The sequence below is a fragment of the Klebsiella ornithinolytica genome (assembly GCF_030505655.1).
Taxonomy (GTDB): domain Bacteria; phylum Pseudomonadota; class Gammaproteobacteria; order Enterobacterales; family Enterobacteriaceae; genus Klebsiella; species Klebsiella ornithinolytica.
In genome coordinates, this window is sequence record NZ_CP130153.1 from 2484420 (window position 1) to 2509646 (window position 25227).

Below are 25227 nucleotides of genomic sequence, written 5' to 3' on the forward strand. Positions count from 1 at the left end.
AACATCCTCTTTAAATTGAGCAAGACGCGGGCTGGCTGACCCTGTCGAGAAACAGCGTGGCGGCGAGCAAATCGGCGGCGCCGCCGGGCGAAGCGTTGAGGGCGAGCATCTGCGCGTCGAGTTCGGCGAGCGCTTTGCTGCCCTGAACCGTGGCGCTGCCGCCGGCACGCAACACGGCGCGCGCGCCGGTCTGCATCGCGTTGAGACCGGCCATTCCGGCGCGTGAAAGCACGCAGGTATCGCTGAGCGAGGTCATGATTGCTATCAGCGCGTCAAGACGAGCGGCGTTTTCATCCGCGCCCTGTGCGCGGCTGCGCAACAGCTGGGGCAGCGCCAGTTTCATCACGTGCGGGAAGGCCTGCTGCGCCTCTTCACGCGCGCCCGGTACCCGGTAACGGTGCGTCGCCTTCAGCCCTTTGCTGAAGACCTTCGGCGCGGCGCTGTCCGGCAGACGGGCGAGCAGGGCGGCAGTGTCCGCAATCTGCTGCGCGCTGGCGTTGGCGCTTAACATCGCGTTCGCGCTCACCAGTAATCCCAGAGCCCAAATTGCGCCGCGATGGGTATTCACGCCGTCGGTGGCCGCCATCATCAGCCGTTCGCCTTCGCGTCCTAAACGGCCAATGGTTTCGCGCAGGGCGATGTCGGCCGGGCGCTGCCAGCTCTGCTGGGCCAGCTGCAGAAACGTCGGGGTCAGGCTGTGCGCCGAGCGCTCCATCAGATCTAACGACAGGTCGTGATGGGCGCCGTTTCCCCGGCTGTCCACCAGACCCGGCTTCGGGCTTAATCGCGCTTCGTCGATCAGGCAGTCGCGGGCGATCCACGCCAGCGTCTCGGCCTGCAGCCCGGTATGAGTCTGTGACAGGAGTTTCATTACCAGCTCCGGAATTTGGCAGGTGGGTTGTAAAGACCGTCGGACCATTCGACCAGATCGGCAACGCTGCCGGCGGCGAGCAGGGAACGGGTCGCATCGCTGCGGCGAATACCGATATCTTCCGGATAGACCACTTTGCCGCTGCGACGTAGTTCGGCGACGCGTCTGGCATCGACGCCCAGACCGATGTCGGTGATGCCGGCCACGGCGGCGACCATTGCCCGCCGCTCTTCGAGGCTTTCCGCGCGATAGAGATAGGCGATACCCTCTTCGGTCAGCACGTGGGTGACGTCATCGCCGTAGATCATTACCGGGGCTAAAGGCATGCCGGAGGTTTTCGCCACCTCTACCGCATCAAGTTTTTCCACAAAGGTCGGCTTCACGCCGGCCTGGAAGGTTTCGACCATCTGCACCACCAGCTTTTTGCCGCGCTGCATCGGGTCAGGTTCGGTGATCATGTTCAGCCAGGCCGGGGTCGCGTGGCGGCGACCGTGCGGGTCATGACCCATGTTCGGCGCACCGCCGAATCCGGAAAGCCGTCCGCGGGTGACGGTTGAGGAGTTTGCGAGGCCATCAACCTGTAGGGTGGAGCCGATAAACATATCGACCGCGTACTGACCCGCCAGCTGGCAGAAGGCGCGGTTAGAACGCATAGAGCCATCGGCGCCGGTAAAGAACACATCCGGGCGGGCGCGGATGTACTCTTCCATCCCCAGTTCGCCGCCGAAGCAGTGGACGCTTTCCACCCAGCCGCTTTCGATGGCCGGGATCAGCGTCGGATGCGGGTTAAGCGTCCAGTGCTTACAGATTTTGCCTTTCAGCCCCAGCTGTTCACCATAGGTCGGGAGCAGCAGCTCAATGGCGGCGGTGTTAAAGCCGATCCCGTGGTTGAGAGACTGCACCTGATGTTCCGCGTAGATGCCTTTAATCGCCATCATCGCCATCAGAATATGTTCTTGTTTAATCAGGCGCGGGTCGCGGGTAAAGAGAGGTTCAATAAAGAACGGCTTATCGGCCACCACCACGTAGTCTATCCACGAGCCGGGGATATCGACGCGCGGAAGATCGCACTCGTCGTCGACCAGTTCGTTCACCTGGGCGATAACGATCCCGTCGTGGAAGGCGGCGGCTTCGACCAGCGCCGGGGTATCTTCGGTGCTGGGTCCGGTGTAAAGGTTGCCTTTGCGGTCGGCTTTATACCCGGCGATTAACGCGACGTTGGGTGACAGGTCGACATACAGGCGAGAGTAAAGTTCGATGTAGGTGTGAATTGCGCCGATTTCCAGCAGACCATCTTCCAGCAGCTGCGAAATCCGCAGGCTTTGGGTACCGGAGAACGAGAAATCGAGCTTACGGGCAATCCCTTTTTCAAAGAGATCCAGATGTTCGCTGCGCCCGACGCTGGGCATGATCATATGCAGGTCGTGGATAGTTTGCGGGTTCACTTCCGCAAGCATGCGGGAGAGAAAATCGGCCTGTTTCTGGTTATTGCCCTCCAGTACGACGCGGTCGCCCGGTGCCAGCAGATGTTCCAGCGCCTCGACCAGCTGGTCGGTGGGGATAACCTTACCGGAGACGTTCGCGGCGGCCAGTCGCCGCTGCTTTTCCGTACGACGACGGTTCCAGACGCGCCCCGGCGATTGTTCGGCATTCATTATTAACCTCCTGATTCGACAGATCGTTTTGATTGTCCTGGTGTGGAAGTTAGTGTGCGACGCGCCGGGCAGCGCATCAATTAAGCCCGCTAAAGGATTGTTAGCCTGAGAGTAATAATTCTAAGGGAAATTATGTGACGGCGATCGAAGCAGAGGTTCAAGGTGTCGGCTAGAGGAGGACCCGAAGGAGAGGAATTAAAGGGCAAAATGCAGACATGCGAGGGCGTGCCAGCAGGAGATATCATGCGTTGCCGGGCGGAATCGAGCTGATTGCATGAGCGTGAACATCTTTGACAATGCGCAAATGCCGGGTGTCGGCAACGCTTTCCGTCGGCCGACGATGCTCCGCTCGTTTTGCCAGACAGCGCTAAGAAGAGGCGGGGGGCGGATGTCAGAAGCATGAGGTCGGGATCGTCTGGCATGAGAAATTCGCCAACAGCAGCGTGTTTACGCGTCGACGAAGGGAAATCTGCCGCTGGCGGCCTTGTACCGCCAGCGCGAACAAAATCTATTTACTTAAATCACTCAGCAGCACGGCGATACTCCGCCCGCCGGGGCTCTGCTCAAGCGCGATTTTGACAATGATTGTCAATGGGACGGAAAGCAGCATGCCTACCGGTCCGAGCAACCATCCCCAGAAAATCAACGACAGAAATACCACCAGCGTCGATAGCCCCAGACCGCGCCCCATGATCCGCGGCTCAAGAATATTCCCGAACACCAGGTTAATCACCAGGTAGCCTGTGAGTACCACCAGCGCGTCGTACAGTCCGCCGAACACCAGCACCTGCAAAATAGGCGGAATGGCGGCCAGGACCGAGCCAATATTTGGAATATAGTTGAGGGCAAAGGCCAGCAGCCCCCACATAAAGGCGAAGCGAACGTCCAGCAGTACCAGCATGCCCCAGACCACCATCCCGGTGACCAGACTGATGGCGGTTTTTAGCACCAGGTAGTGAGAGACGCTGTCGATCGCGCGCTGTATGGCGCCCATACCTTCCACCGGTCTGGACATCAATTGTTGCAGCTTGGCCGGCAGCTGGGGCACTTCCAGCAGCATAAAGACCACCGTCAGCAGCAAGAGAAAGATTGAGGACATTGCGTTCGACAGCTGGGTAAGCAGGCTGGTTACCATCGTCATGACCGCGTTGGGGTCGATGTATTTATTCAACTCGACAACGGAAACGGTAAACCCAAATCGCTGTAGCCAGGGCGTCACGGTTTGCACCGGCTCGCTGAGGGAGGTGCGGTATTGCGGCAGCGTGCGCGCCAGTTCATTCAGCGAGGTACCTAATGAGGCCAGCAAAACCACCGCCAGCATGACAATCGCGCTGATTAATAACGAAATGGCCAGCACGCGCGGTACCCGACAGCGCATCATCAGCCGGACCACCGGGTTAATGACCACGGCGAGGAACAGCGCAAGGATGAACGGGACGATGATATCCGCGGCGAAGCGAATACCGGTGAGGATGATGACCAGCATGCCCAGCATGATGACAATCTTTAATCCATTAAGCGTAATGATGGGTTTAGCCATGTGTGTCCCTGAAAAAATGACCGGTTTTCCTCACAGTGTAGACCCGAATGCCGGGGTAAAATCAGCAAAAACTGCCTCGCTCAGGCAGGATGACTGCGCCGGCTAAAACGTCTACGGTGGTGAAAACAATTCGGTGGCGAAAATAAAAAAGTGAAGCGCCATCATAATGGCGATTGCCATCAGTAAAAGCTAATCAAAATCAAATGTCAGACGTAAAGAAGTGCAAAGACTTTGAGTATAATGTAGCATTATGGTACAAATTTACTGTGTGTAACTACCGAGGACAATACTCATCCGCAATGACGAGAAGCAATACCGCGGATAATTGTAATTTTATGGACAATCAGTTCAGGATGTATATTTCGACTCACCCTGCCGTTTCCTTCCCTGGCTGCCGCTTTGCCGGCGAGCAACACTGGCGCTCCGCGCTTTAGTCCTTTCTCTCTGCCTGAGCTGGCGCCCTGCGCACGGCTAAACAATCTCAGAATTTTTCCGGTTTACCTTCGCTGTAAGCCGCGGTGGATTATATTCTCTAGCAGGAGAAGGATTATGTTTTATTGGATCTTATTAGCGTTAGCAATCGTTGCTGAAATTACCGGCACACTTTCTATGAAATGGGCCAGCGTCAGCGGTGGACACACCGGCTTTATTTTAATGCTGGTGATGATTGCGCTTTCCTATATATTTCTGGCTTTTGCCGTTAAAAAAATCGCCCTCGGTGTGGCCTATGCCCTGTGGGAGGGTATCGGTATTTTGCTGATCACTTTATTCAGCGTCCTGCTGTTTGATGAAGCGCTTTCGCCGATCAAAATGGCGGGGCTGGCGACGCTGGTGGTCGGGATCGTGTTAATTAAATCCGGTACCCAAAAAGCGGTGAAGCAGCCAACGGAGGCGGCCCATGCAACAGTTTGAGTGGATTCACGGTGCCTGGCTGGCGCTGGCCATCGTGCTGGAAATTGTCGCTAACGTCTTTTTGAAATTTTCAGACGGTTTTCGTCGTAAAGTATACGGCATACTGTCGCTGCTGGCGGTGCTGGGTGCCTTCAGCGCGCTCTCGCAGGCGGTGAAGGGCATTGACCTGTCGGTGGCCTATGCGCTGTGGGGCGGTTTCGGTATTGCCGCCACGATTGCCGCAGGATGGATTCTGTTCGGCCAACGCTTAAATCATAAAGGCTGGATTGGCGTGATATTGCTGGTGACCGGGATGGTGCTGATTAAACTGGCGTAATGTGATGCCGCCTGCTCCCGCGGGCGGCAAAATTTGTTCTCTGTATTATTCTTTAAAAAAGAGTACTGGCGGCGCGTTTACCTTTAGCCGTGATGAGGACAAAGAATGGTTAATTTGCCTGGCTGGCGCAATCTTCCCTCGGCCAAAACGCTTTCGGTCATGATCTTCCTCGCCGGTATCGGCCTCATTGTTTCTGTTATTTCTTTAATCTATCTTTCCCAGCATCTGATTAGTATTAAAACAAATGAAATCGACAGACATCGCTCCGTTCTTTCGGTGGATGGCGCGGTGCAGACATCGGTGAACCGCGTTCTCTCGCTGGTACTGGATAACTCGATTTGGGACGACGCGGTTAAACAAACCTACGCCCCGGTATTGAATACCGGCTGGCTGTATGACTCCTGGGGCTCGGGCTTCAAAATCAACAATCTTTACGACGGTACCTTTGTGCTCGATCAGCACTATCGCGTGCTGTGGGGATCGTTTCGCAGCCAGGCCTTTAACGAAACCGACATACGCTTTTTTGGCAGCGGTTTGCAATCGCTCATCGCCCGGCATGCTGAAGCATTGCGCAGCGGCAAAGGCGCCTACGCCGGTATTACCCGCACCCGTGAAGGCATCGCCTTTATTGGTATCGGACTGATTCGCCCGACGCTGGGGCGCTTACAGGTGCATGATGATACGCGTCGCTACCTGGTGGTCACCCGGCATATCAATGCCGAGATGCTGCAAAAACTGGGGAATACTTTTCAGATTAACGGCCTGCATGAGACGGAGGGCAGCGGTGAATATAGCATTCCGCTGCGTACCCATGGCGGGGAGATCATTGGCTATCTCAGCTGGCAGCCGCGTCTACCCGGCGCGGAGGCGGCGCATGCGGCGTCGAACAGTATCCGGCTTATCGCCCTGGTGGCCGCCAGCCTGATCCTGCTGTTTATTCTCTTCAGCTGCCTCGGGCTGTACAAACTCTCCTGTGGAGAGAAGCTGGCGCGTAAAATCGCGTTGACCGACTGGCTCAGCCAGTTGCCCAACCGCCGGGCGCTGATCGGGCGATTGAATCAGGAGTGCGATAAGTCGCAGCATGAGACCCAGTGCGTGGTGTTTATTGATCTCGACGGGTTTAAGGATGTCAACGACAACTATGGGCATGAGGTCGGCGACGCGCTGATTGCCCATATTGCGCGGGAGCTGCAGGAGCGGGTGCCGGGCGACGGTCTGCTGGCCCGTATGGGCGGCGATGAGTTTGCCATGACCATCAGCGGGGAGCAGGCGGTGGATCATGCATCGGCTTTTGCGTGGGCGGTGCTGGAGATGCTGAAGTCGCCGGTGAAGCTTAATGAGCGGAAAATTTACATCAGCGCCAGCATCGGTATTGCCAGCGGCACGCCCGCATCCTGTCCGAGTACCTAGCTGTTTCGCCGGGCCGATATTGCGATGTATCACTCGAAAAAATCGGGGAAAGGGCGTACCTCCTGGTATGACGAGACCCTCAACGATACCCGGCAGTATCAGCTGAATATCGAAAACGGCATTCGCCAGGGGCTGGAAAACGATGAATTTGATGTCTGGTACCAGCCGATTGTTAACGCCGATACCCTGGTGATGGAGGGGGTCGAAGCGCTGTTGCGCTGGCCGCGTCGGCCGGAAGGGCCGCTGCCGCCGGATGTCTTTATCGGCATCGCGGAAAGCAGCGGTCTGATTTATGCGCTGGGGCAGTTTGCGCTCTACCGGGCCTGCTGCGATCTTCAGTCCATCGGGGAATTGATGCTGTCGGTGAATATCTCGCCCGCACAGTTTCGCGACCCGGAGTTTGAAACGCGAGTCGTCCAGGTGCTCGCCCGCTGCCATTTTCCGGCCCGCCGTTTGCAAATCGAGGTAACCGAGAGCTATGTGATGGAAAATCCCGCCCGCGCCCTTGCGGCGATTGAAAATTTGAAAGCGCTGGGGGCCGCGGTTGCGCTGGATGATTTTGGCATTGGCTATTCCAGCATCGGCTATCTGCGCAGTTTTCGCTTCGACACGCTTAAAATTGATAAATCGTTGGCCGGGCTGGTGGATGTAGATGCCCAGGCCGCGGAACTGGTTCGCGGGACCGTGCGTATCGCCGGAGCGCTGGGAATGACGGTGGTGGCCGAAGGGGTTGAGAATCAGCAGCAGCTGGCTCTGCTGCGGCGGGCGGGATGCGATCGGTTGCAGGGTTTTTACTTCAGCGAACCGATGCCGATCACATCATTGCTACAGCTGCGCCAGCAGCAGGGCTGATCGTTTACTCACCGGCCAGCGCTTCCAGCTTGTCACGAAAACCGGTCACCGAAATCGCCCGGTTATCCGCCCGCCAGCGATCTTTCGGACCGGGCGCTGAACTCTGTACGGCAATGACCTGCCAGCCGGTATCGGTTTTCAACAGCAGCGGCGAACCGCTGTCGCCGGGTAGCGTATCGCACTGATGAGACAGCACCGTGGTCTGCGCCCAGCCGGTCACAATGCAGTCCTGATGGCTGTATAAATTATCCAGATGGTCTTCCGGGTAGCCGGACTGGGTGACTTTTCTCTCAGATACCTTCAGCGCGGCGGTGAGATCGGCTTTATCGCCGCTAAACAGCGGGATCGGCGTGATGCCGCCCGGCGCGTAGCGTAAAACGATTAAGCCAAAGTCCCAGGGCGCAGCGGCCGACGGGACAATCCAGCCGTCGCCATCGGCTTTGAGCCGCTTACCCAGCGACGGGTCGACGCGACCTTCAATGCCGTGAATCTCATACACCCAGCCGCCTTTGCGGGAAATAAAGCGCAGCGCAACGGGTTTATCCGGCTTGCCTTTTGGCGGCGTCAGCAGACAGTGACCGGCGGTCAGCGCCAGATGCGGCGAAATGAGCGTGGCGGTACACAGATTGCCGCTGGCCGTTTCTAATTGACCAATGGCATCCCAGGGTTCCTCGGCAGGATTGTTGACCGGTTTGCGATCGTCATGACCGAAAAAAAGCGTCTTGATATCTTTCGCACTCATGCTGTCATCATCAGCGTGAGCAAACGGGGACAACAAACAAAATGAACACAGCAATAACAGTACGTCTCTACGCATATCACTCTCTGGGGAGAAATTATGTTTCTACATTGCATCCTTTTGCGTACTTCATGCGAATGAAGCCGCCGGGATGATTTTGTCTATATTGACAGTAGCAGGAGATTTAAGTTTATGAAAGTTAAGAGTAATTTTAATCAAAGCCCACGGCGGACAAAATTACCTCAAAACGGCTCTTTTTGGCGGAAGAATGAAGATAACTCAACCGGTTAGCACGCATCTTTCCATCGCGTTATTTCCGCAGAAAGCGCTAGCGGAAGCAACATAAATCGGGTTACGGAAAGTACCAAATCAGACGAAAAACAGGCAAGCGGGCCGTGCGGAGGGATCGGGAGTGTCATGCGCAGACCGCGACGGCGAGCAGTAAAAACAGACATTTCTTCAGCGGAAAATGCACTTCTTTACAGCATTCTCAGTTGCTTTCAATGTGAAACATTTTCTCACCGCAAATATTGTTATTCCTCTCTGCCGTTGAACAAACAGAGATGTTACCCCGGCGATGATATCCGCTAATTCTTATCTCCGGTTTCGGGAGGATGTATGTCTAAAAAAGGTATTCGTGCGTTAGTTTATGTTTCTCTCGCGTCGGTTTTTATCTGGGGCGCGGCGGGATATCTGGTTGTGCAGGCGGTACATGTTATGTAAACCGCCAGGACCGCAGTCACTTTGGCGGCTGACCCAGGCGGGTTAATCCATCCGGGAACGGCGCCGGGATGTGTTCGAGTAAAAAGTGATACAGCAGGGCGACAGGCTGTGGATTAAGCCTCTTTTTGGGCCACACCAGGTAATAGCCCTCGCCGGTGGCAACGGCCTGCGGGAACGGAAGCGCCAGCAGGCCGCTGCGAATCGCTTGCAGACTCAAAAAGAGATCGCCCACCGAGACCCCGTGCCCGCTCATGGCCGCCATCGTGCCTTGTTCCAGACTATCAAAGACGATTCCCTGGTTTATCCCGGTCTGCGATAACGCTCCGGCATGCTGTAGCCAACGTCGCCAGTCCCGGCGATCGGTCGTCGGATGAATCAGCGGGCAGGCGGATAATCTCTGGCGAGCGGCCTCGACCATGGACGGGGCGCAGATCGGAACCAGCCATTCGGCAAACAACAGCCTGTGGCAGGTCTCTTCGCCGAAATGACCATCGCCGAGCAGAATCGCGCAATCGTAAGGCTCGCGGCTGAAGTCTACGCTGTCTCTGTCCATCCACACGCTGCTCATCTCTATGACCGGTCGCGGATGCTGCTGGCGAAAGCGCTGCAACACATCCAGCAGCCAGCGCATGGTGAGTGTCGACGGCGATTTCAGCCGCAGCTTGCCCGCCTGATGGCGCAAGGTCTGGCAGGCGCTGTCAATGGCAGCAAAGTTTTCCGCCAGCGCGCTGGCGAGCTGCCTTCCCGCGTCGGTGAGCACCACTTTTGGCCCCTGACGGGTAAACAGCTGGCAGTCAAACCAGGTCTCGAGCGTGCTGATATGGCGGCTGACCGCCCCGGGGGTAACGTGCAGCGCCGCAGCGGCTTTGCTAAAGGAGCCAAGGCGGGCGGCGGTTTCAAAAGCGCGGAGGGCATACAGCGGCGGCATCGACATATCGGTCAGCTTTCTATATTGAGTTAAACTCACATTCAAACTCACCATTTGTCGTTTTTCAATCCTGAAATCTAAATAGAAAATGCGCTGACCTGAAAAAAAAGAGTGAGTCAGTATCATGAACTATGCATTGATGGCGGGATACAGCATGACGGTGCTGGCGCTGATTGCTACGCCGGGGCCGGTGGTGCTACTGGTGACCGGCTGCGCCGCCAGAGACGGGGCTTCATCGGCAGTGCGTACGATGATAGGCAGCAATCTCGCGTCGCTGGTGTTGATGGCCGTTGCGGCGGCAATGTTGACCGGCGCCGTGGCGATCCATCCCGACATTCTGCTGCTGTTGGCGGCGCTGGGGTCCATCTATATTACGTGGCTTGCTCTGAGTATGCTGCGTCCGTCGCCTGTGACACCTGGCGCGGCGACCGCGCGAGGCGGCGTGTGGTCGGGGTTCGTGACCGCCCTGAGTAATCCCAAGGACATTCTGTTCTTTGCCGCGTTTTTCCCGCAGTTTATCCAGATTACCAGTGATGTTGGCCTGAGCCTTGGTCTGTTGAGCATCATCTGGGTGGCTATCGATCTTGGGGTGCTGTCGTTCTATATCCTCGCCATTCGGCGCTGGCTGGCCCCGGCGCATGCCCATCGCTTAACGACAATTGCCGCCTGCTTTTTGCTGATTCTTGGGGTGTATGGCGTGGGGTATCATTTCTGGCTGCTGGCAGGTCATTAGTGCTTTCTCGCTACGGGAGGAACAGCGGTCTGCTGGCGTGACCTTGTGATGAAAATCAGCGCATTGATGCGGTATTCACCGCGCAATCCGACGGGGCGGCAAGGAGGAGCAACGTAGACGGTGACAGCATGGTGAGATGTCGGGCCGGAGAGTCGCTGCGCAGAGTGATGAAGCGCCGTCTTATTCAGTAGAGGAAAAAGCGGGTCGCAATCAGCGCGCAGAGAATTAACAGGATCAGGATGAGCTCAAAACGATAGCGCCGCAGCATAAGTGCCCTCCAGAAAAAAACGGCGCTGAAACAGCGCCGGTTTATGATTAACCTGACTTGCCGGAAGAATTAAGCAGCCGGTTGTGCAGCAGGTTTAGCGGCCTGATGTTTAGTAGTTTTGTGGTGTTTTTTAGCAGCCTGAGCTTTCTGGGCTACTGGCTTGGTTGCCGCTTTGTGGTGTTTTTTAGCGGCCTGGGCTTTCTGGGCTACTGGTTTGGTTGCTGCTTTGTGGTGTTTTTTCGCGGCCTGGGCTTTCTGTTCAGCGGCCGGTTTGGCGGCGGCTTTGTGATGTTTTTTCGCGGCCTGAGCTTTCTGTTCGGCGGCCGGTTTGGCGGCGGCTTTGTGGTGTTTTTTCGCGGCCTGAGCTTTCTGCTCAGCGGCCGGTTTGGCAGCGGCTTTGTGATGTTTTTTATGATGAGTGGTTTTGGCAGTGGTGCTGTGAGTTGCAGCAGCCGGAGCCTGAGTGGTGCTTACTGCGTCAGCAGCGAAAGCAGCAGAAGACAGACCCATAGCAGCGGCAACGACCAGAGCTAATACTTTTTTCATTCTGATATCCTCGAAATTGTTTTTTCAGTGAACCCCACTGCGGGGCCGTTGAAAGAACTATATGCCTCTCTTTTCTGGCTTTCCGTGAGTGTTTGGTATCGGCGTGTAACGATATGTACAACCGAAACTGAGACGAGGATATTTCGGTGAGCGCCGGAGAGTGCCCCGGCGCGACGGAGGCATTTACAGGTAGCGTGCGCTGAGATGCTGGCGGAAATAGTCGCTGTTCAGATCTTCCCCGGTGGCGTTAATGATCAGCTGTGAGGTGCTGAACCGGCTGCCGTGCTGCCAGATATTCTGCTGTAGCCAGGCAAACAGCGTCGTGAAATCACCGTTGGCAATGTTGGCCTCCAGCTGCGGCAACGCGCGCTTCGCGGCAGCCATCAGCTGCGCGGCGTACATGGCGCCGAGGGTGTAGGAAGGGAAGTAACCAAACCCGCCATCGGTCCAGTGAATATCCTGCATACAGCCATTACGATAATTGCCGGTGGTAGAGAGTCCCAGCCAGCTTTGCATTTTCTCATCCCACAGCGCGGGAATATCGTCTACCTCGATGTCACCATCGATCAGCGCCCGTTCGATCTCATAGCGCAGGATAACATGGGCCGGATAGCTGACCTCGTCAGCATCCACGCGGATATAACCCGGCTTAACGCGCTGGTTCCAGGCAATGAAATTCTCAGTGCTGAAGGCCGGCTGTTCGCCAAAACGCTGACGCACGGCCGGCAGCAGGCGTTTCAGGAAGGCATCGCTGCGTCCGAGCTGCATTTCGAAGAACAGGCTTTGCGATTCGTGGATCGCCGTTGAGCGGGCCAGCGCCACCGGTTGATCGAGCCATTTACGCGGCAGGTTTTGTTCATAGCGCGCATGACCGGTTTCATGAATCACACCGAACAGGGCGCTGAGCAGATCCTCTTCGTTATAGCGCGTGGTGATGCGCACATCCTGCGGCACGCCGCCGCAGAACGGATGGGCGCTGATATCCAGACGCCCGCCATCAAAATCAAAACCCAGAATCCGCATGGCTTCCAGTCCCAGCTCACGCTGTTCAGCGATCGGGAACGGCCCCTGCGGCGCAACCGGCGGGTTCAGGGACTGCTTTTCGACGACGCTGGCGAGCAGAGCCGGCAGCCAGGATTTGAGATCGGCAAACAACACGTCAAGCCGCGCGCTGGTCATATCCGGTTCGAAAATATCCAACAGGGCATCATAGCGAGAGCACCCTTTCGCGCCGGCGCGAATCGCCGCTTCTTCACGGCTCAGCTTCACCACCTCGCGCAGGTTTTCGGCGAAACCTTCCCAGTCGTTCGCCGGGCGCTGGCTGCGCCAGGCATGTTCGCAGCGGCTGCCTGCCAGCGATTTGGCCTCAACCAGACTTTCCGGCAGCAGCGCCGCCTGTTCGTACTGGCGAGTCATTTCGCGCAGATTCGCTTGTTCAACGTCGTTCAGATTTTCCTGGCGTGCGTTGCGCAGCGCTTCAGCCACGCTCTTATCCGTCAGGATTTGATGCTGCAGCACGCCCAGTTCTGCCAGAGCCTCGCCTCGCGCGGCGCTGCCGCCCGGCGGCATCATGGCGAACATATCCCAGCCGGCGATAGCGCCGAGATGCGAGAAGCGGGAAAGACGCTGGAAAGTGCGGGTAAGCTGCTGATAGTTTTTGTTGTCAGTCATGTTTAGTTTGGCCTGTTGCGAGTGAACGAAAGGCGTTGCCCGTTGACCTCTACACTATCCTGATCCGCGCCAATCTTCCACACGAGACGCAAGGCTCGCCGGGCCGTCCGGCAGAGCGATCGGTGGGGACGGACTATCGCGCCAGTTTTTTCGCCTGGCCGGGAGCAGGATCGAAATATTGTCACATTGATGTGGTCAGAATAGCGGATTCTTTTTGAGCAGCGGCTAAACTTATTTTGGGCACAGGCCGTCGTTCGGGAGTCATTATGAATCCGTTCACTATGCTATTTATTGCACTGCTGTCTATCGATGCCGTCAGAGAGCTATTGGGGGCGTCGTCGGTACTGGGCATGTGGTGAAAGACGTGGCCGATAAAGGCCACGTGAAGAGAGATTATTGCAGACGTTTGTGCAGGCAAACGCCGGTAAGCAGTGCGGCCATTAGCATCAGCGCGATAAAGCCACCCACGCCGTTCCAGCCATAGTTATGCCAGAATACCCCGCCTAATGTCCCCGCAATACTGGAGCCGAGATAGTAGCTGAACAGGTACAGCGACGATGCCTGGCCGCGGGCGCGGCGCGCACGAGGACCAATCCAGCTGCTGGCGACCGAGTGGGCGGCAAAGAAGCCGGCGGAGAACAGCAGCATGCCCGCAAATATCAGCCACAGAGAGGAGAACAGGGTCAGCGTCAGCCCGGCCAGCATAACGGCGGTAAAGGCAAGCATCACCGGGCCGCGGCCGTAGCGTGCGGTCATTGCCCCGGCCTTCGGGGAACTCCAGGTCCCGGTCAGATATGCGACGGAGAGCAGGCCAACCACCGCCTGACTCAGCGACCAGGGCGACATCATCAGGCGATAGCCAATGTAGTTGAAGAGGGTGACAAAAGACCCCATCAGCAGGAATCCTTCGAGGAACAGCAGCGGCAGCCCGCGATCGCGCCAGTGCAGGTGCAGGTTAATCAGCAGGGTTTTGGGGCGCAGCGAACTCGGGCGGAAGTGTCGCGATTCCGGCAGGATTCGCCAGAACATAATGGCCGAGGCTAACGCGAAGCAGCTGATCACCGCCAGCGCCACGCGCCAGCCGAAAAAGTCGGTGAAAACCCCGGTCAGCAGACGGCCGCTCATTCCGCCAATCGAGTTGCCGCTGATGTACAGTCCCATGGAAAAGGCGACGACGCTGGGGTGGATCTCCTCACTCAGATAGGTCATCCCGACTGCCGCCACGCCGCTTAGCGACAGGCCAATCAGCGCCCGCATAATCAAAATGCCGTGCCAGCTCGACATCATCGTAGACAGTAAAGAACAGCATGAGGCCAGCACCAGCGCGGTGACCATCACCTGTTTACGGCCGATAGCATCCGAAAGCGGGCCGGTAAACAGCAGGCCAACGGCGAGCATCGCGGTGGAAATCGACAGCGAAACGCTGCTGCTGGCGGGAGTCACGCCAAATTCGGTCGAGAGCACCGGCAGAATCGGTTGAACGCAGTAAAGCAGGGCGAAAGTGGCCAGACCGGCGGAGAAGAGGGCGAGAGTAACCCGAATAAACTGGGGGGTACCGCGCTTAATAAACTGATTTGGCTGGGATATAACATTGTCGCTGACCTCGCTTGCCGGCACGGTATCAACGGTAGTTGTACGACTCACGGAAAAATCCTTGCTGAGAACACAGAGTTAGGAAACATCACAGATCACATTTTAAGGGTATGAAAATGTAAATATTCTGTCTAATATATTAATAATCTCAAATAAGACGTTTTAGATATGAATATCGAGCTGCGTCATCTCCGCTACTTCATTGCCGTCGCCGAAGAGCTCCATTTTGGCCGGGCAGCGGCACGGCTGAACATTTCACAGCCGCCGTTAAGCCAGCAGATTCAGATACTTGAACAACAGATTGGCGCACGCCTCTTCGCCAGAACCAACCGCAGCGTGAGTCTGACGGCGGCGGGTCGCCAGTTTCTTGCCGACAGTCGGCACATTCTCAGTCTGGTCGACGATGCGGCGGCGCGCGCAAGCCGTCTGCATCACGGTGAAACCGGGGAGCTACACATCGGCTTTACCTCCTCCGCACCGTTCATCAAGGCGGTTTCCGATACGCTGTCCACCTTTCGCCGGCGCTACCCGGACGTGCATATCCAGACCCGGGAAACCAATACCCGCGAGCAGATTGTGCCGCTGAATGAAGGCGCCCTCGATCTGGGGCTGATGCGCAATACGCAGCTGCCGGAGACCCTGGTCTGGGAACGGGTGCTGCGCGAACCGCTGCTGGCGATGGTGCCGAGCGACCATCCCCTCGCGCGTCAGGAGGCGGTAAGCCTGATCGAACTGGCCCGCGAACCGTTCGTCTTTTTTGACCCGCACGTCGGAACCGGACTGTATGACGACATTCTGGGGCTGATGCGACGCTATGGTCAGACGCCGATGATCGCTCAGGAGGTGGGCGAGGCGATGACGATTATCGGCCTGGTGGCTTCCGGGCTGGGGGTATCGATATTACCGGCGTCGTTTAAGCGGGTGCAGCTCAACGAGATGCGCTGGCTACCCATTAAAGAACAGGATGCGGTTTCGGAAATGTGGCTGGTGTGGTCGAAGCATCATGAACAGAGTCAGGCGGCGCAACGCTTTCGTGAATACCTTCTTGCCGCCGCTGCGGTGAATAATTAAGACTAAAAACAGTCAAAAACGTGCGGTAAATCACAAGGCTAAGTAAAAATTTGACGAGTGCTACCGAAGTGCTTCACCATAGCTAAAAGTTTATTTCGAAGCGCGAAAATAAAGGGAGTCAATGGTGGTAGCGGACAGTCAGCCAGGCCATATCGATCAAATAAAGCAGACCAATGCAGGAGCAGTATATCGCCTGATTGATCAGCTTGGCCCGGTGTCGCGCATCGACCTCTCGCGTTTTGCGCAACTGGCGCCGGCCAGCATTACTAAAATCGTGCGTGAAATGCTCGAAGCGCATCTGGTTCAGGAGACGGAAATCCAGGAGCCGGGGAGCCGCGGGCGTCCCGCCGTCGGGCTGATGGTCGAGACCGAGGCCTGGCACTATCTCTCCGTGCGAATCAGCCGCGGTGAAATTCACCTTGCGCTGCGCGATCTCAGCAGCAAACTGGTGGTTGAGGAGCAGCTCGAGCTGGCGCTCCAGCACGAACAGCCGTTCCTGACGCGCGTTGTTGAGCATATCGACCAGTTCTTTATCCGCCATCAAAAGAAACTGGAACGTCTGACCGCCATCGCCGTCACCATGCCGGGCATCATTGATACCGAAAACGGCGTGATTCATCGGATGCCATTTTATGAAGAGGTCAAAGATCTGCCTCTTGGCGAGGTTCTGGCGAACCACACCGGCGTCTCGGTCTATATTCAGCACGATATCAGCGCATGGACGATGGCGGAATCGCTGTTTGGCGCGTCCCGCGGGGCGCGGGATGTCATTCAGGTGGTGATTGATCATAACGTCGGCGCCGGGGTGATTACCGATGGTCGCCTGCTGCATGCGGGCAGCAGCAGTCTGGTCGAGATCGGTCATACTCAGGTCGATCCCTACGGCAAGCGATGCTACTGCGGTAACCACGGTTGTCTGGAGACTATCGCCAGCGTCGAAAGCGTGCTGGAACTGGCCCAGGTACGAATGACTAAATCAATGAGTTCGATGCTGCATCAGCAGCCGCTGAGCGTGGAGTGGCTGTGCCAGGCGGCGCTGCAGGGCGATTTGCTGGCGCAGGATATTATTAGCGGCGTGGGCCAGCACGTCGGGCGGATTCTGGCGATCATGGTCAATCTGTTCAACCCGCAAAAAATCCTCATCGGCTCCCCGTTTAGTCTGGCGGCCGATATCTTATTTCCCGCCATTTCAGATTGTATTCGGCAACAATCTCTGCCCGCCTACAGCCGGCATATTAGCGTTGAAAGCACGCAGTTTTCTAACCGTGGAACGATGGCCGGCGCAGCGCTGGTGAAGGATGCCCTCTATAACGGATCTCTGCTGATTCGACTGTTACAGGGTTAACATTTTTTCATAGTCACACCAAAAATTGCGCTATCTCAAGCTGGTATCCGGCGGCTTCGCGTAGACTTTTCCCACAGTTTATTCCTTCTCTTCTGTATAAATCATCAACATAACTGTGGGGTTAATGATGTTTAAGCGTTTCTTTATAACAGGTACTGACACCTCTGTCGGGAAGACAGTGGTTTCTCGTGCGCTGTTGCAGGCACTTGCTGCCAGCGGCAAAAGCGTCGCGGGATACAAGCCTGTGGCGAAGGGCAGCAAAGAGACGCCGGACGGATTGCGTAACAAAGATGCGCTGATTTTACAAAGCGTGTCGTCGCTGGCGTTACCGTATGATGCTGTCAATCCCATAGCATTAAGCGAAGATGAGAGCAGCGTGGCGCACAGCTGCCCGATTAACTACGGGCTGCTGTCGGATGGTCTTCAGCGCCTCAGCGGGCAGGTCGATCACGTTGTGGTTGAGGGGACCGGCGGCTGGCGGAGTCTGATGAACGACCTGCGTCCGCTTTCAGAATGGGTGGTCCAGGAGCAGCTTCCGGTGGTGATGGTCGTTGGCATCCAGGAAGGCTGCATCAACCACGCTCTGCTGACCGCCCAGGCCATTGCTAACGACGGTCTGCCGATGATTGGCTGGGTGGCAAACCGCATTAACCCGGGCTTAGCGCATTACGCTGAAATCATCGAGGTGCTGAGTAAAAAGCTGCCTGGGCCGCTGATCGGCGAACTTCCTTACCTGCCGCGCGCCGAACAGCGTGAGCTGAGCCAGTATATTGACTTAACCATGCTCGGCGACATGATGGCGGTAGATAGAGTCCTGGCGTAACGTCCGGGAGAGCACCGATGCCAGTACGCAGGCAATCAATAAACCGGGCAGTAGCAGGTATTGCCCGGTCATTTCACAGATCATCAATGTCGACATAATCGGCGCATGCGTTGTGGCCGCCAGAAAGGCCGCCATTCCGGTCAGACCAATCATAATTGCCAGTCCTTGATCGTGGTGCAGCCACAGCCCGCTGAAGCTGGCAAACAGCATGCCCATCGCCAGCCCGACGAACAGCGTAGGGGTAAACACGCCGCCCGGCGCGCCGGATCCGCTGCTGGCCAGCACCGCTATCAGTTTGCACACAAAGACCACCGCGATGGCGCTAAACAGCGGCGGCGACTGCAGATAATGCTGTACCGTGCTGTAACCATTGCCCCACACCGCAGGCGTGATCAGCGACAGCAGGCCGACAATCATTCCGCCGAGCGCCAGCTGCCACGGCGGCGAGAGCCTGATGCGTAAAAAACAGCGGTGGCTGTAGCTCATCATCGCGATAAACAGCGGTCCGCAAAGCCCGGCTAACAGTCCGGTAGCCAGCATCAGCGCATAGTGGAGAGCGGTCAGCGTCTCATGAAACTCCACCTGATACAGCGGCGATGCGCCGCCGTTGATCAACTGCGTGAGCAGCAGGGCGATAACCGCGGAAATCACCACCGGACCCAGTGACGCAAGCATCAGCGTGCCAAATAAAATTTCGGCAATAAACAGACTTCCGGCCAGCGGCGCGTGATAGGCGCTGGCCATCCCGGCGGCGGCCCCACAGGCGACCCACAGCTTCCATTCTGCTTTTGGCGTGAAGCGGCGGGCGAACAGCGACGCGGCCAGTGCGGCCAGCAGAATCATCGCGCCTTCGCGACCAATCGCGCTGCCGGTAGTCACCACCAACAAGGAAGCCAGGGATTTAACCAGGCTGGCGGGGGTATCAAACTGACCGTCTCCGCTATCGAGCGCCTCCATATAGTCGGTGGGCGCATGCGGGCGCTGGCGGGTCCGACATTGCCAGAACCAGAGCAGTGCGCCGGCAGCCAGTCCGCCAGCCGCCGGCGTGAGCAGACGTCGCCAGCCGGGTAGTCCTTCGGCGGCATTGACCAGACTCCCGCTATGATCGTTGAGAAAAAGCCCTTCCAGGATCGCCAGCGCCGCCAGTATACCGACCAGCGTCGCAATCAGCAGGCGACGAAACATGACCTGAACATCAGGATAATTGTGCAGACGGTGCATCAGAGGTTACGGTGAGCGGGAAACATAGACTTATTGTGATAGGAAATAAGCTTAGACGCAAAAGCTATAAATGCCGCTTGCGCTGAAAACGGGCGGATGAAGGGGCTTAAAAATCTGTCTGCGTGACGTTGTCACTGAAAAGCCGCCATGCCAGTTCTCCCGGCATGGCGGTGCGTTTAGCGATAAAGCGGTTTGTCGGCGACGGCTATGGGGAGCTGGCGTTGCCATTCGGCGAGCGTCGCCTGCGCCAGTTGTCCGAGGGAATGATAAAAGGGGTGTTCGGCTCCGGCGATAAACACCTCGAGGAACCGGCCGGACCAGGGCAGCAGATGCCAGGCGAGAAGCTGCGAAAACGCCTCCTCCTGCGCGGATTCGCACAGCCAGGCGGCCAGCAGCAGGAGCGTACCAAAATGATCTTCCGGCTCCTGGCCTTGCGTTGCGTGACCAATTCCGTTCGCGCGCATCCACTCCCGCAATGCCAGAGTAGAGTCGCCGAACAGCACATTCTCTTTATCCAGCCAGACCGAACCCCACGGCGGGGCGGGCAGCGCCCAGGGACCAATAAACAGGCGTTGCCAGGCCTGGGGGAGCGGTTCATCGCTGGCGGCGGCGAACCCGGTCACCAGCGAATCGGCTAGCGGATAAGGCCATTGAGCCTGCCAGCTGCCGTCTTGCAGAGCCGCTACCAGCGGCGCGGCCTGCGCGCTTTCCGGGGAAAATGAAAACAGGGCGCCCAGGGTGCGGGCGCTCAACGCGACGGCATCGCGGTAGTGAGCTTGTATCATGTACTCTTCCTTACTGCGGCGGGACGGTGCCACGCCTGAATATTAACCAGCAATCGCCACGCCGACGGTCATATGCAGAGCATAAAACAGACCGCGGCCAATAAGTTCTGCGGCCAGAACCAGCAGCAGTCCGAGGAACAAACTGGTCGGGCGCGGGGTTTTGTTCCGGCAAAGCGGGCAGATCCAGCAGCCGAGGCCAAGCGCCAGCAGCGCGATGCGCCAGATCTGTAACGCGGCATAATTCGGCACCAGCGCGCCGGCGCGCTGCACTGAGCTTTGAATGTCGCTGAGTTCAACGCCCTGCATAATCACCAGAGCAATGCTGGCAAACAGCGCCAGCACGCTCAAGGAGGCGAAAAAACGCCCGTTGAACTCAACATTCGCAGCCCGCAATAACAGCGCGGCGAACAGCGGCCCGGTCAGCGCCATTGTCAGAAAGAAGGATGTTGTCGTGACGCCACTATACCATGTCGGGACGGTTTCAATCTGGTAAACCCGGGTCATCGCCAGCACAAAAATGAGGCCCAGCAGCATGCTCAGCAGCAGCCAGGGGCGGCCGAGGGCCGCAGGCAGTTTGCCGAGCCTCGCCAGCCACCACCAGAGGCCGCCGACGGCGAAGAACAGGGCGCCGCTGGCGATTTCATTACTGAGCGCCGAGGCGCCAATGCGATGAAGAGAGTTGAATGCCCGGAGCGGCGATCCCAGATGCAGAACCGATGCCAGAAAACCGACCCCCATAATGAGCCAGAGAAAGACCATGCGTTTGACCAGACGCTGCCGGGCCTCGGAGTTATCTGTCAGCGATATCCATCCCAGACCGCTGACGATAGTCGCTCCCGCCACGCATTGACCGAGTACCGTAAACAGCACCAGCGGCCATTCATGCCATCCACTACCCATGGGCGATCTCCTTGCTGGCTGTTGGCTCGTCTGCGCCTCCTGGCAGCCAGGAGATCATGACGCCGTGTCCTCGACCCTGGCGATGTCAACGAGGTTCGTATGCTGTGGATTTCCTTTTGCCAGCGGAGAGGGCCGCTGGGTGGTCAGGGTATTAATGCAGGCGCCGCGATCGATGCGATCACCGTCCATGTTGGCGTCATGCCATGCTCCCTGGCCCATAGCCGCAACGCCGGGCATGATACGCGGCGTGACTTTCGCCGGAATACGCAGTTCGCCGCGCGGGTTGAAGACGCGCACCAAATCGCCGTTTTTAATTCCACGCTTCCCGGCATCAAGCGGATTGATCCACACCTCCTGGCGGCAGGCGGCCTGTAGCACATCGACGTTGCCGTAGCTGGAGTGGGTTCGGGCTTTGTAGTGAAAACCGAAAAGCTGCAGCGGGAACTGGTCGCGCAGCGGGTCATCCCAGCCTTCGAAAGTGGAGGCGTAGATCGGCAGCGGGCTGATTGTTTCATCCTTCTGCAACTGCCAACGGGCAGCAATATCCGCCAGTTGACTGGAGTAAATCTCAATTTTGCCGGAGGGCGTTTTTAAGGGGTGCGCGATCGGGTCCGCGCGAAAATCGCGATAGGCGACAAAATGGCCGTCCGGATCTTTACGCTTATAAATCCCCATTGCTTTCAGGGCTTCATAGGTGGGTAGCGCGGGATCTCTGGCCAACATTTTGGCGTACAGATACTGGAGCCACTGCTCCTGGGTGCGACCTTCGGTAAATCGTTGATGAATATCGTCGCCGAGGCGTTTTGCCACTTCGCTGAGGATCCAGTAGATCGGTTTGCGTTCGAATTTCGGCGCGGTTGCGGGCTGAATAAAAATCAGGTAGCCCATGTTCCCGGCGTAGTCGTTAGGGATGATGTCTTCCTGTTCGACGGTCATCAGGTCCGGCAGCAGAATGTCGGCATACTTCGCCGAAGAGGTCATAAAGTTCTCGATCACCACGATCATTTCGCATTTTTTCTCGTCCTTGAGAATTTCGTGGGTTTTGTTGATATCAGAATGCTGGTTGACGAGGGTATTCCCGGCATAGTTCCAGATAAACTTAATCGGGACATCCAGCTTATCTTTGCCTCTGACGCCGTCACGCAGCGCGGTCATCTCCGGGCCGCGCGCGATGGCGTCGGTCCAGCTAAAGCAGGAGATGGCGGTTTTGACCGGATTGACCAGCACCGGCAGGCGCTCAATGGTCAGGGTATAGGTCGATTCGCGCGCGCCGCTGTTGCCGCCGTTAATGCCGACATTGCCGGTCAGAATCGGCAGCATGGCGATCGCCCGGGAAGCCAGTTCCCCGTTAGCCTGGCGCTGCGGTCCCCAGCCCTGGCAAATACAGGCGGGTCGGGTGGTTCCAATTTCCCGGGCCAGCTTAATGATTCGGTCGACGGGGATCCCGGTGATACGCGACGCCCACTGCGGCGTTTTGGCGGTCCCGTCCTCGCCGTGGCCGAGAATGTAGGCTTTGTAGTGGCTGTCTGGCGGGGCGCCGGCGGGAAGGGTTTTTTCGTCATAGCCGACGCAGTATTTATCGAGGAACGGCCGATCGACCAGATTCTCACTAATCAGTACCCAGGCGATACCGGCCACCAGCGCGGCATCGGTGCCCGGACGGATGGGGATCCATTCATCTTCCCGCCCGGCGGCAGTATCGGTATAGCGGGGGTCAATGACAATCATCCGCGCGTTGGAGCGTTCTCTGGCCTGCTCCAGATACCAGGTGATACCGCCGCCGCTCATGCGGGTTTCCGCCGGGTTGTTGCCGAACATCACCACCAGTTTGCTGTTTTCGATATCCGAGGTGCTGTTACCCTCGTTGCTGCCGTAGGTGTAGGGCATGGCGCAGGCAATCTGGGCGGTACTGTAGGTGCCGTACTGATTCAGCGACCCGCCATAGCAGTTCATCAGACGGGTGACCGGCGAGGCCGAAGGCGAGGAACGGGTCATATTGCCGCCGACAATTCCCGACGAATAGTTAATGTAAACCGCCTCGTTGCCGTAGTCTTTGACGACTCTTTGCAGATTGCCGGCAATAGTCTCCAGCGCCTCTTCCCAGCTGATGCGCGCAAACTTGCCTTCGCCGCGTTTGCCGATGCGTTTCATCGGGTAATTCAGGCGATCCGGGTGGTTGATTCGCCGGCGAATGGAGCGGCCGCGTAGACAGGCGCGTACCTGATGGTCGCCATAATTGTCCATCCCGGTATTATCCGTTTCTACCCAGGTGACTTCATTATCGCGCACGTGCAGACTCAGCGCGCAGCGACTGCCGCAGTTTACCGAACAGGCGCCCCAGACGATACGTTCTTCACTCTGTGTCGCCTGCTGAACGGCCGCCGCAGCGGAGCGCAGACTAAAAGGAAGCGAGAGTCCACCGGCGGCAAGCGCCAGTGAGCCTATCGCAGACGATTTGATTAACGTGCGTCGGCTGACGCCGCCAGAATGTTCCTGACTGGACATGGCTCACCCCATCGTTGTGTTGCGGCAGAAAGATCGCCGGTATCATTTTCCGGTGTATGGGGGAGCAATCATACCCAAAGTGGGGTAGAAGGATATTATCCCTGGTCAACTCAGGGATAATATCCTTCGAATGAAAATAAGAGGTTAACGGGCGTCGCTGTCTGAATCGGCGCTGCGGGTATAGGTAATTTTGAAGGTGTCGTTAGCACAGTGGCCGACAACCTGGGCACCGGGCTGATCGGGTTGATCGTTGGGCACGATCGCTAAAGTAAAGCCTGAGGCCGGCACGCCGTTATTGACGATCTTTTGTTGAATATCGTTCTTCACGCGTTCGCAGGAATCGGGCGCGGCGAGCGCTGAGGTTGAACCCAGCAGCAGCGCGGCGCATAGCCAGAAAGAGCGTTTCATCATAGACTCCTTATTAATGTTATCCAGATTTAAGCATAGCAGAACTGGTGTAAACAATTGTATTTGCTAATATGATTGCAATGTATACAAAAGGGATTCGGCGTGAAAAAACGGTTATTGCTGATATCGGCGGTGATGGTGCTCAGCGCCTGCGATGCGCAGAAGAAGCCAGAAGCATTTACGCCGGAAATGGCGAGTTTTTCCAATGAGTTCGAGTTCGATCCGCTGCGTGGTCCGGTGAAAGATTTTAGCCAGACGCTGCTCGACGAACACGATGAGGTGGTAAAACGGGTGAGCGCGAGCCTCTCGAGGGAGGGCTGTTTTGATCTGCTGGACCTGGAGGACCGGGAAAATAATACCGGCGCGACGCTGATGCTGGATGCCAACTTCTATCTTGACGCCCGCACCCGTGAGAAACGCCTGCGCCTGCAGGGAAAATGCCAGCTCGCGGAACTGCCGTCGGCCGGCATTATCTGGGAGACGGATGATAACGGCTTTGTGGTGGCCGCGCGTGGCAAAGAGACGACTGCCACCTATCAGTATGACAGCGAGGGTTATCCGACCGGTAAAACCACCGTGGCGAAAAATGAGCGTTTTACGGTGATCTCCACGCCGGCGAAGGATCCACGTAAAAAGCTGGACTACACGGCGACCAGCACCTTCAACGATCGTCAGTTGGGGAACGTGCGTCAAACCTGTGACTACGATAGCCACGATAATCCGGTTGATTGCCAGCTGCAGGTGGTCGATGAAAGCGTCCAGCCGCCGCTGACCCGTCGTTATACCATCAAAAACAGTATCGAATATTACTGAGCCGTGGGCTTCAGCAGCGACTGTCCCTGAGTGCGATGTTCGCTAATATACTGGTGCTGGAACAGGCACATACGAATGGTGTTGCGGTATTCGCCGTTGATGAAAAATTCATGAATCAGCTCCCCCTCTACCATAAACCCAAGCTTGCGGTAGATGTGGATGGCTTTTTCATTTTCGCTGTCGACGATGAGATACAGTTTATACAGATTGAGAACGGTAAAACCGTAGTCCATCGCCAGCTTCGCGGCGCGTGTCGCCAGACCTTTTCCCTGATAATCCGGTGAAATGATGATTTGAAATTCGGCGCGGCGATGGACGTGGTTGATCTCAACCAGTTCCACCAGCCCGGCTTTTTCACTATTACATTCGATAACAAACCGGCGTTCGCTCTGATCGTGAATGTGTTTATCGTAAAGGTCGGAGAGCTCAACAAAAGCTTCGTAGGGCTCTTCGAACCAGTAGCGCATCACGCTGGCATTGTTATCGAGCTGGTGGACAAAACGTAAGTCTTCACGCTCGAGCGGACGAAGTTTGATTGAGTATGCGTCGGTCATGGCTGTTCCTGTCGATAAAAGCTAAATATCGCGCCCGCGGGCGCC

The 25227-nt window shown here is 57.0% G+C and carries 24 protein-coding genes and 1 pseudogene; 10 read left to right on the forward strand and 15 right to left on the reverse strand.

Annotated features, from left to right (window positions below):
• Positions 1-10: 10 nt before the first annotated feature.
• The 3 genes from Q1L34_RS11630 to Q1L34_RS11640 all read right to left on the reverse strand — a co-directional run bounded on the left by Q1L34_RS11630 (position 11) and on the right by Q1L34_RS11640 (position 4066).
• The gene (locus tag Q1L34_RS11630) at positions 11-871 is read right to left on the reverse strand and encodes a triphosphoribosyl-dephospho-CoA synthase (protein WP_088402580.1); all 861 of its coding nucleotides are present in this window, start codon (positions 869-871) and stop codon (positions 11-13) included.
• Entirely contained in the window at positions 871-2526 is a 1656-nt protein-coding gene (gene mdcA / locus Q1L34_RS11635; protein WP_004862476.1) for a malonate decarboxylase subunit alpha, read from the reverse strand. Before mdcA ends, Q1L34_RS11630 begins: the two co-directional genes overlap by 1 nt.
• A gap of 508 nt (positions 2527-3034) precedes the next feature.
• Positions 3035-4066: an AI-2E family transporter gene (locus Q1L34_RS11640; RefSeq protein WP_004862473.1), complete on the reverse strand. Its 1032-nt coding sequence runs from the start codon at positions 4064-4066 to the stop codon at positions 3035-3037.
• 353 nt (positions 4067-4419) lie between these two features.
• Between Q1L34_RS11640 and Q1L34_RS28525 the strand changes: the two genes are divergently transcribed.
• The 4 genes and pseudogenes from Q1L34_RS28525 (at position 4420) to Q1L34_RS11655 (ending at position 7556) form a co-directional block, all read left to right on the forward strand.
• Positions 4420-4500: a hypothetical protein gene (locus tag Q1L34_RS28525; protein WP_463732742.1), complete on the forward strand. Its 81-nt coding sequence runs from the start codon at positions 4420-4422 to the stop codon at positions 4498-4500.
• Between the two features lie 115 nt (positions 4501-4615).
• Positions 4616-4978, forward strand: coding sequence for a multidrug/spermidine efflux SMR transporter subunit MdtJ (gene mdtJ, locus Q1L34_RS11645; RefSeq protein WP_004862471.1), 363 nt, complete (start codon positions 4616-4618; stop codon positions 4976-4978).
• Positions 4965-5294, forward strand: a complete 330-nt coding sequence (mdtI, locus tag Q1L34_RS11650) for a multidrug/spermidine efflux SMR transporter subunit MdtI (RefSeq protein WP_004862469.1) — start codon at positions 4965-4967, stop codon at positions 5292-5294. Before mdtJ ends, mdtI begins: the two co-directional genes overlap by 14 nt.
• A gap of 105 nt (positions 5295-5399) precedes the next feature.
• A pseudogene (locus Q1L34_RS11655) lies at positions 5400-7556 on the forward strand (putative bifunctional diguanylate cyclase/phosphodiesterase).
• Positions 7557-7560: 4 nt separating this feature from the next.
• Here the strand turns inward: Q1L34_RS11655 and Q1L34_RS11660 are convergent.
• A complete protein-coding gene (locus Q1L34_RS11660) occupies positions 7561-8373 on the reverse strand; it encodes a trypsin-like serine peptidase (protein ID WP_004862464.1) in 813 nt (270 codons plus the stop codon).
• 661 nt (positions 8374-9034) lie between these two features.
• Complete coding sequence (locus tag Q1L34_RS11665) at positions 9035-9952, reverse strand: LysR substrate-binding domain-containing protein (protein WP_075808510.1); 918 nt, start codon at positions 9950-9952, stop codon at positions 9035-9037.
• A gap of 118 nt (positions 9953-10070) precedes the next feature.
• Here Q1L34_RS11665 and Q1L34_RS11670 point away from each other — a divergent pair, with 118 nt between their 5' ends.
• On the forward strand, positions 10071-10679 hold the full coding sequence (locus Q1L34_RS11670) for a LysE family translocator (RefSeq protein WP_004862458.1): 609 nt from the start codon (positions 10071-10073) through the stop codon (positions 10677-10679).
• Between the two features lie 184 nt (positions 10680-10863).
• Here Q1L34_RS11670 and ydgU read toward each other — a convergent pair whose 3' ends face one another.
• From ydgU to Q1L34_RS11680, 3 genes are all read right to left on the reverse strand, one after another.
• Positions 10864-10947: a small membrane protein YdgU gene (gene ydgU / locus Q1L34_RS28530; RefSeq protein ID WP_099130682.1), complete on the reverse strand. Its 84-nt coding sequence runs from the start codon at positions 10945-10947 to the stop codon at positions 10864-10866.
• Between the two features lie 69 nt (positions 10948-11016).
• Positions 11017-11493, reverse strand: coding sequence for an acid resistance repetitive basic protein Asr (asr, locus tag Q1L34_RS11675; protein ID WP_015584237.1), 477 nt, complete (start codon positions 11491-11493; stop codon positions 11017-11019).
• A 183-nt stretch (positions 11494-11676) separates the two neighbouring features.
• Positions 11677-13164, reverse strand: coding sequence for a carboxypeptidase M32 (locus tag Q1L34_RS11680; protein ID WP_064357009.1), 1488 nt, complete (start codon positions 13162-13164; stop codon positions 11677-11679).
• Positions 13165-13430: 266 nt separating this feature from the next.
• On the opposite strand from Q1L34_RS11680, the gene Q1L34_RS11685 reads away from it, so the two are divergent.
• Positions 13431-13523 (forward strand): KPN_01571 family protein, encoded by a 93-nt coding sequence (locus Q1L34_RS11685; RefSeq protein ID WP_004862449.1) that lies wholly within the window; start codon positions 13431-13433, stop codon positions 13521-13523.
• A gap of 34 nt (positions 13524-13557) precedes the next feature.
• Here Q1L34_RS11685 and Q1L34_RS11690 read toward each other — a convergent pair whose 3' ends face one another.
• Entirely contained in the window at positions 13558-14808 is a 1251-nt protein-coding gene (locus Q1L34_RS11690) for an MFS transporter (protein ID WP_004862448.1), read from the reverse strand.
• A 117-nt stretch (positions 14809-14925) separates the two neighbouring features.
• On the opposite strand from Q1L34_RS11690, the gene Q1L34_RS11695 reads away from it, so the two are divergent.
• The 3 genes from Q1L34_RS11695 to bioD all read left to right on the forward strand — a co-directional run bounded on the left by Q1L34_RS11695 (position 14926) and on the right by bioD (position 17996).
• On the forward strand, positions 14926-15828 hold the full coding sequence (locus Q1L34_RS11695; RefSeq protein WP_004862447.1) for a LysR family transcriptional regulator: 903 nt from the start codon (positions 14926-14928) through the stop codon (positions 15826-15828).
• A gap of 124 nt (positions 15829-15952) precedes the next feature.
• Entirely contained in the window at positions 15953-17173 is a 1221-nt protein-coding gene (gene mlc / locus Q1L34_RS11700) for a sugar metabolism global transcriptional regulator Mlc (RefSeq protein WP_327204577.1), read from the forward strand.
• Positions 17174-17300: 127 nt separating this feature from the next.
• Positions 17301-17996: a dethiobiotin synthase gene (gene bioD, locus Q1L34_RS11705; RefSeq protein WP_015584240.1), complete on the forward strand. Its 696-nt coding sequence runs from the start codon at positions 17301-17303 to the stop codon at positions 17994-17996.
• On the opposite strand, the gene clcB is transcribed toward bioD, so the two are convergent.
• From clcB to Q1L34_RS11730, 5 genes are all read right to left on the reverse strand, one after another.
• The gene (gene clcB / locus Q1L34_RS11710) at positions 17949-19217 is read right to left on the reverse strand and encodes a voltage-gated ClC-type chloride channel ClcB (RefSeq protein WP_327204518.1); all 1269 of its coding nucleotides are present in this window, start codon (positions 19215-19217) and stop codon (positions 17949-17951) included. The two genes, bioD and clcB, sit on opposite strands and share 48 nt — an antisense overlap.
• Before the next feature lie 176 nt (positions 19218-19393).
• Positions 19394-20002 (reverse strand): Tat proofreading chaperone DmsD, encoded by a 609-nt coding sequence (gene dmsD / locus Q1L34_RS11715; protein ID WP_015584242.1) that lies wholly within the window; start codon positions 20000-20002, stop codon positions 19394-19396.
• A 42-nt stretch (positions 20003-20044) separates the two neighbouring features.
• Positions 20045-20902 (reverse strand): DmsC/YnfH family molybdoenzyme membrane anchor subunit, encoded by an 858-nt coding sequence (locus tag Q1L34_RS11720; RefSeq protein WP_327204519.1) that lies wholly within the window; start codon positions 20900-20902, stop codon positions 20045-20047.
• Between the two features lie 54 nt (positions 20903-20956).
• Complete coding sequence (gene ynfE, locus Q1L34_RS11725; RefSeq protein ID WP_327204520.1) at positions 20957-23407, reverse strand: selenate/tellurate reductase subunit YnfE; 2451 nt, start codon at positions 23405-23407, stop codon at positions 20957-20959.
• Positions 23408-23551: 144 nt separating this feature from the next.
• Complete coding sequence (locus Q1L34_RS11730; protein ID WP_004862440.1) at positions 23552-23815, reverse strand: DUF1161 domain-containing protein; 264 nt, start codon at positions 23813-23815, stop codon at positions 23552-23554.
• Positions 23816-23950: 135 nt separating this feature from the next.
• On the opposite strand from Q1L34_RS11730, the gene Q1L34_RS11735 reads away from it, so the two are divergent.
• On the forward strand, positions 23951-24628 hold the full coding sequence (locus Q1L34_RS11735; RefSeq protein ID WP_054829311.1) for a YnfC family lipoprotein: 678 nt from the start codon (positions 23951-23953) through the stop codon (positions 24626-24628).
• Here Q1L34_RS11735 and speG read toward each other — a convergent pair.
• On the reverse strand, positions 24622-25182 hold the full coding sequence (gene speG / locus Q1L34_RS11740; RefSeq protein WP_088912135.1) for a spermidine N1-acetyltransferase: 561 nt from the start codon (positions 25180-25182) through the stop codon (positions 24622-24624). The two genes, Q1L34_RS11735 and speG, sit on opposite strands and share 7 nt — an antisense overlap.
• Positions 25183-25227 lie beyond the last annotated feature (45 nt).

Bases quoted from the DNA above. Each gene is read 5' to 3' on its own strand.
- Q1L34_RS11630 (WP_088402580.1), bottom strand. From the start codon at position 871: ATGAAACTCCTGTCACAGACTCATACCGGGCTGCAGGCCGAGACGCTG.
- mdcA (WP_004862476.1), bottom strand. From the start codon at position 2,526: ATGAATGCCGAACAATCGCCGGGGCGCGTCTGGAACCGTCGTCGTACG.
- Q1L34_RS11640 (WP_004862473.1), bottom strand. From the start codon at position 4,066: ATGGCTAAACCCATCATTACGCTTAATGGATTAAAGATTGTCATCATG.
- Q1L34_RS28525 (WP_463732742.1), top strand. From the start codon at position 4,420: ATGTATATTTCGACTCACCCTGCCGTTTCCTTCCCTGGCTGCCGCTTT.
- mdtJ (WP_004862471.1), top strand. From the start codon at position 4,616: ATGTTTTATTGGATCTTATTAGCGTTAGCAATCGTTGCTGAAATTACC.
- mdtI (WP_004862469.1), top strand. From the start codon at position 4,965: ATGCAACAGTTTGAGTGGATTCACGGTGCCTGGCTGGCGCTGGCCATC.
- Q1L34_RS11660 (WP_004862464.1), bottom strand. From the start codon at position 8,373: ATGCGTAGAGACGTACTGTTATTGCTGTGTTCATTTTGTTTGTTGTCC.
- Q1L34_RS11665 (WP_075808510.1), bottom strand. From the start codon at position 9,952: ATGTCGATGCCGCCGCTGTATGCCCTCCGCGCTTTTGAAACCGCCGCC.
- Q1L34_RS11670 (WP_004862458.1), top strand. From the start codon at position 10,071: ATGAACTATGCATTGATGGCGGGATACAGCATGACGGTGCTGGCGCTG.
- ydgU (WP_099130682.1), bottom strand. From the start codon at position 10,947: ATGCTGCGGCGCTATCGTTTTGAGCTCATCCTGATCCTGTTAATTCTC.
- asr (WP_015584237.1), bottom strand. From the start codon at position 11,493: ATGAAAAAAGTATTAGCTCTGGTCGTTGCCGCTGCTATGGGTCTGTCT.
- Q1L34_RS11680 (WP_064357009.1), bottom strand. From the start codon at position 13,164: ATGACTGACAACAAAAACTATCAGCAGCTTACCCGCACTTTCCAGCGT.
- Q1L34_RS11685 (WP_004862449.1), top strand. From the start codon at position 13,431: ATGAATCCGTTCACTATGCTATTTATTGCACTGCTGTCTATCGATGCC.
- Q1L34_RS11695 (WP_004862447.1), top strand. From the start codon at position 14,926: ATGAATATCGAGCTGCGTCATCTCCGCTACTTCATTGCCGTCGCCGAA.
- bioD (WP_015584240.1), top strand. From the start codon at position 17,301: ATGTTTAAGCGTTTCTTTATAACAGGTACTGACACCTCTGTCGGGAAG.
- clcB (WP_327204518.1), bottom strand. From the start codon at position 19,217: ATGCACCGTCTGCACAATTATCCTGATGTTCAGGTCATGTTTCGTCGC.
- dmsD (WP_015584242.1), bottom strand. From the start codon at position 20,002: ATGATACAAGCTCACTACCGCGATGCCGTCGCGTTGAGCGCCCGCACC.
- Q1L34_RS11720 (WP_327204519.1), bottom strand. From the start codon at position 20,902: ATGGGTAGTGGATGGCATGAATGGCCGCTGGTGCTGTTTACGGTACTC.
- ynfE (WP_327204520.1), bottom strand. From the start codon at position 23,407: ATGTCCAGTCAGGAACATTCTGGCGGCGTCAGCCGACGCACGTTAATC.
- Q1L34_RS11730 (WP_004862440.1), bottom strand. From the start codon at position 23,815: ATGAAACGCTCTTTCTGGCTATGCGCCGCGCTGCTGCTGGGTTCAACC.
- Q1L34_RS11735 (WP_054829311.1), top strand. From the start codon at position 23,951: ATGGTGCTCAGCGCCTGCGATGCGCAGAAGAAGCCAGAAGCATTTACG.
- speG (WP_088912135.1), bottom strand. From the start codon at position 25,182: ATGACCGACGCATACTCAATCAAACTTCGTCCGCTCGAGCGTGAAGAC.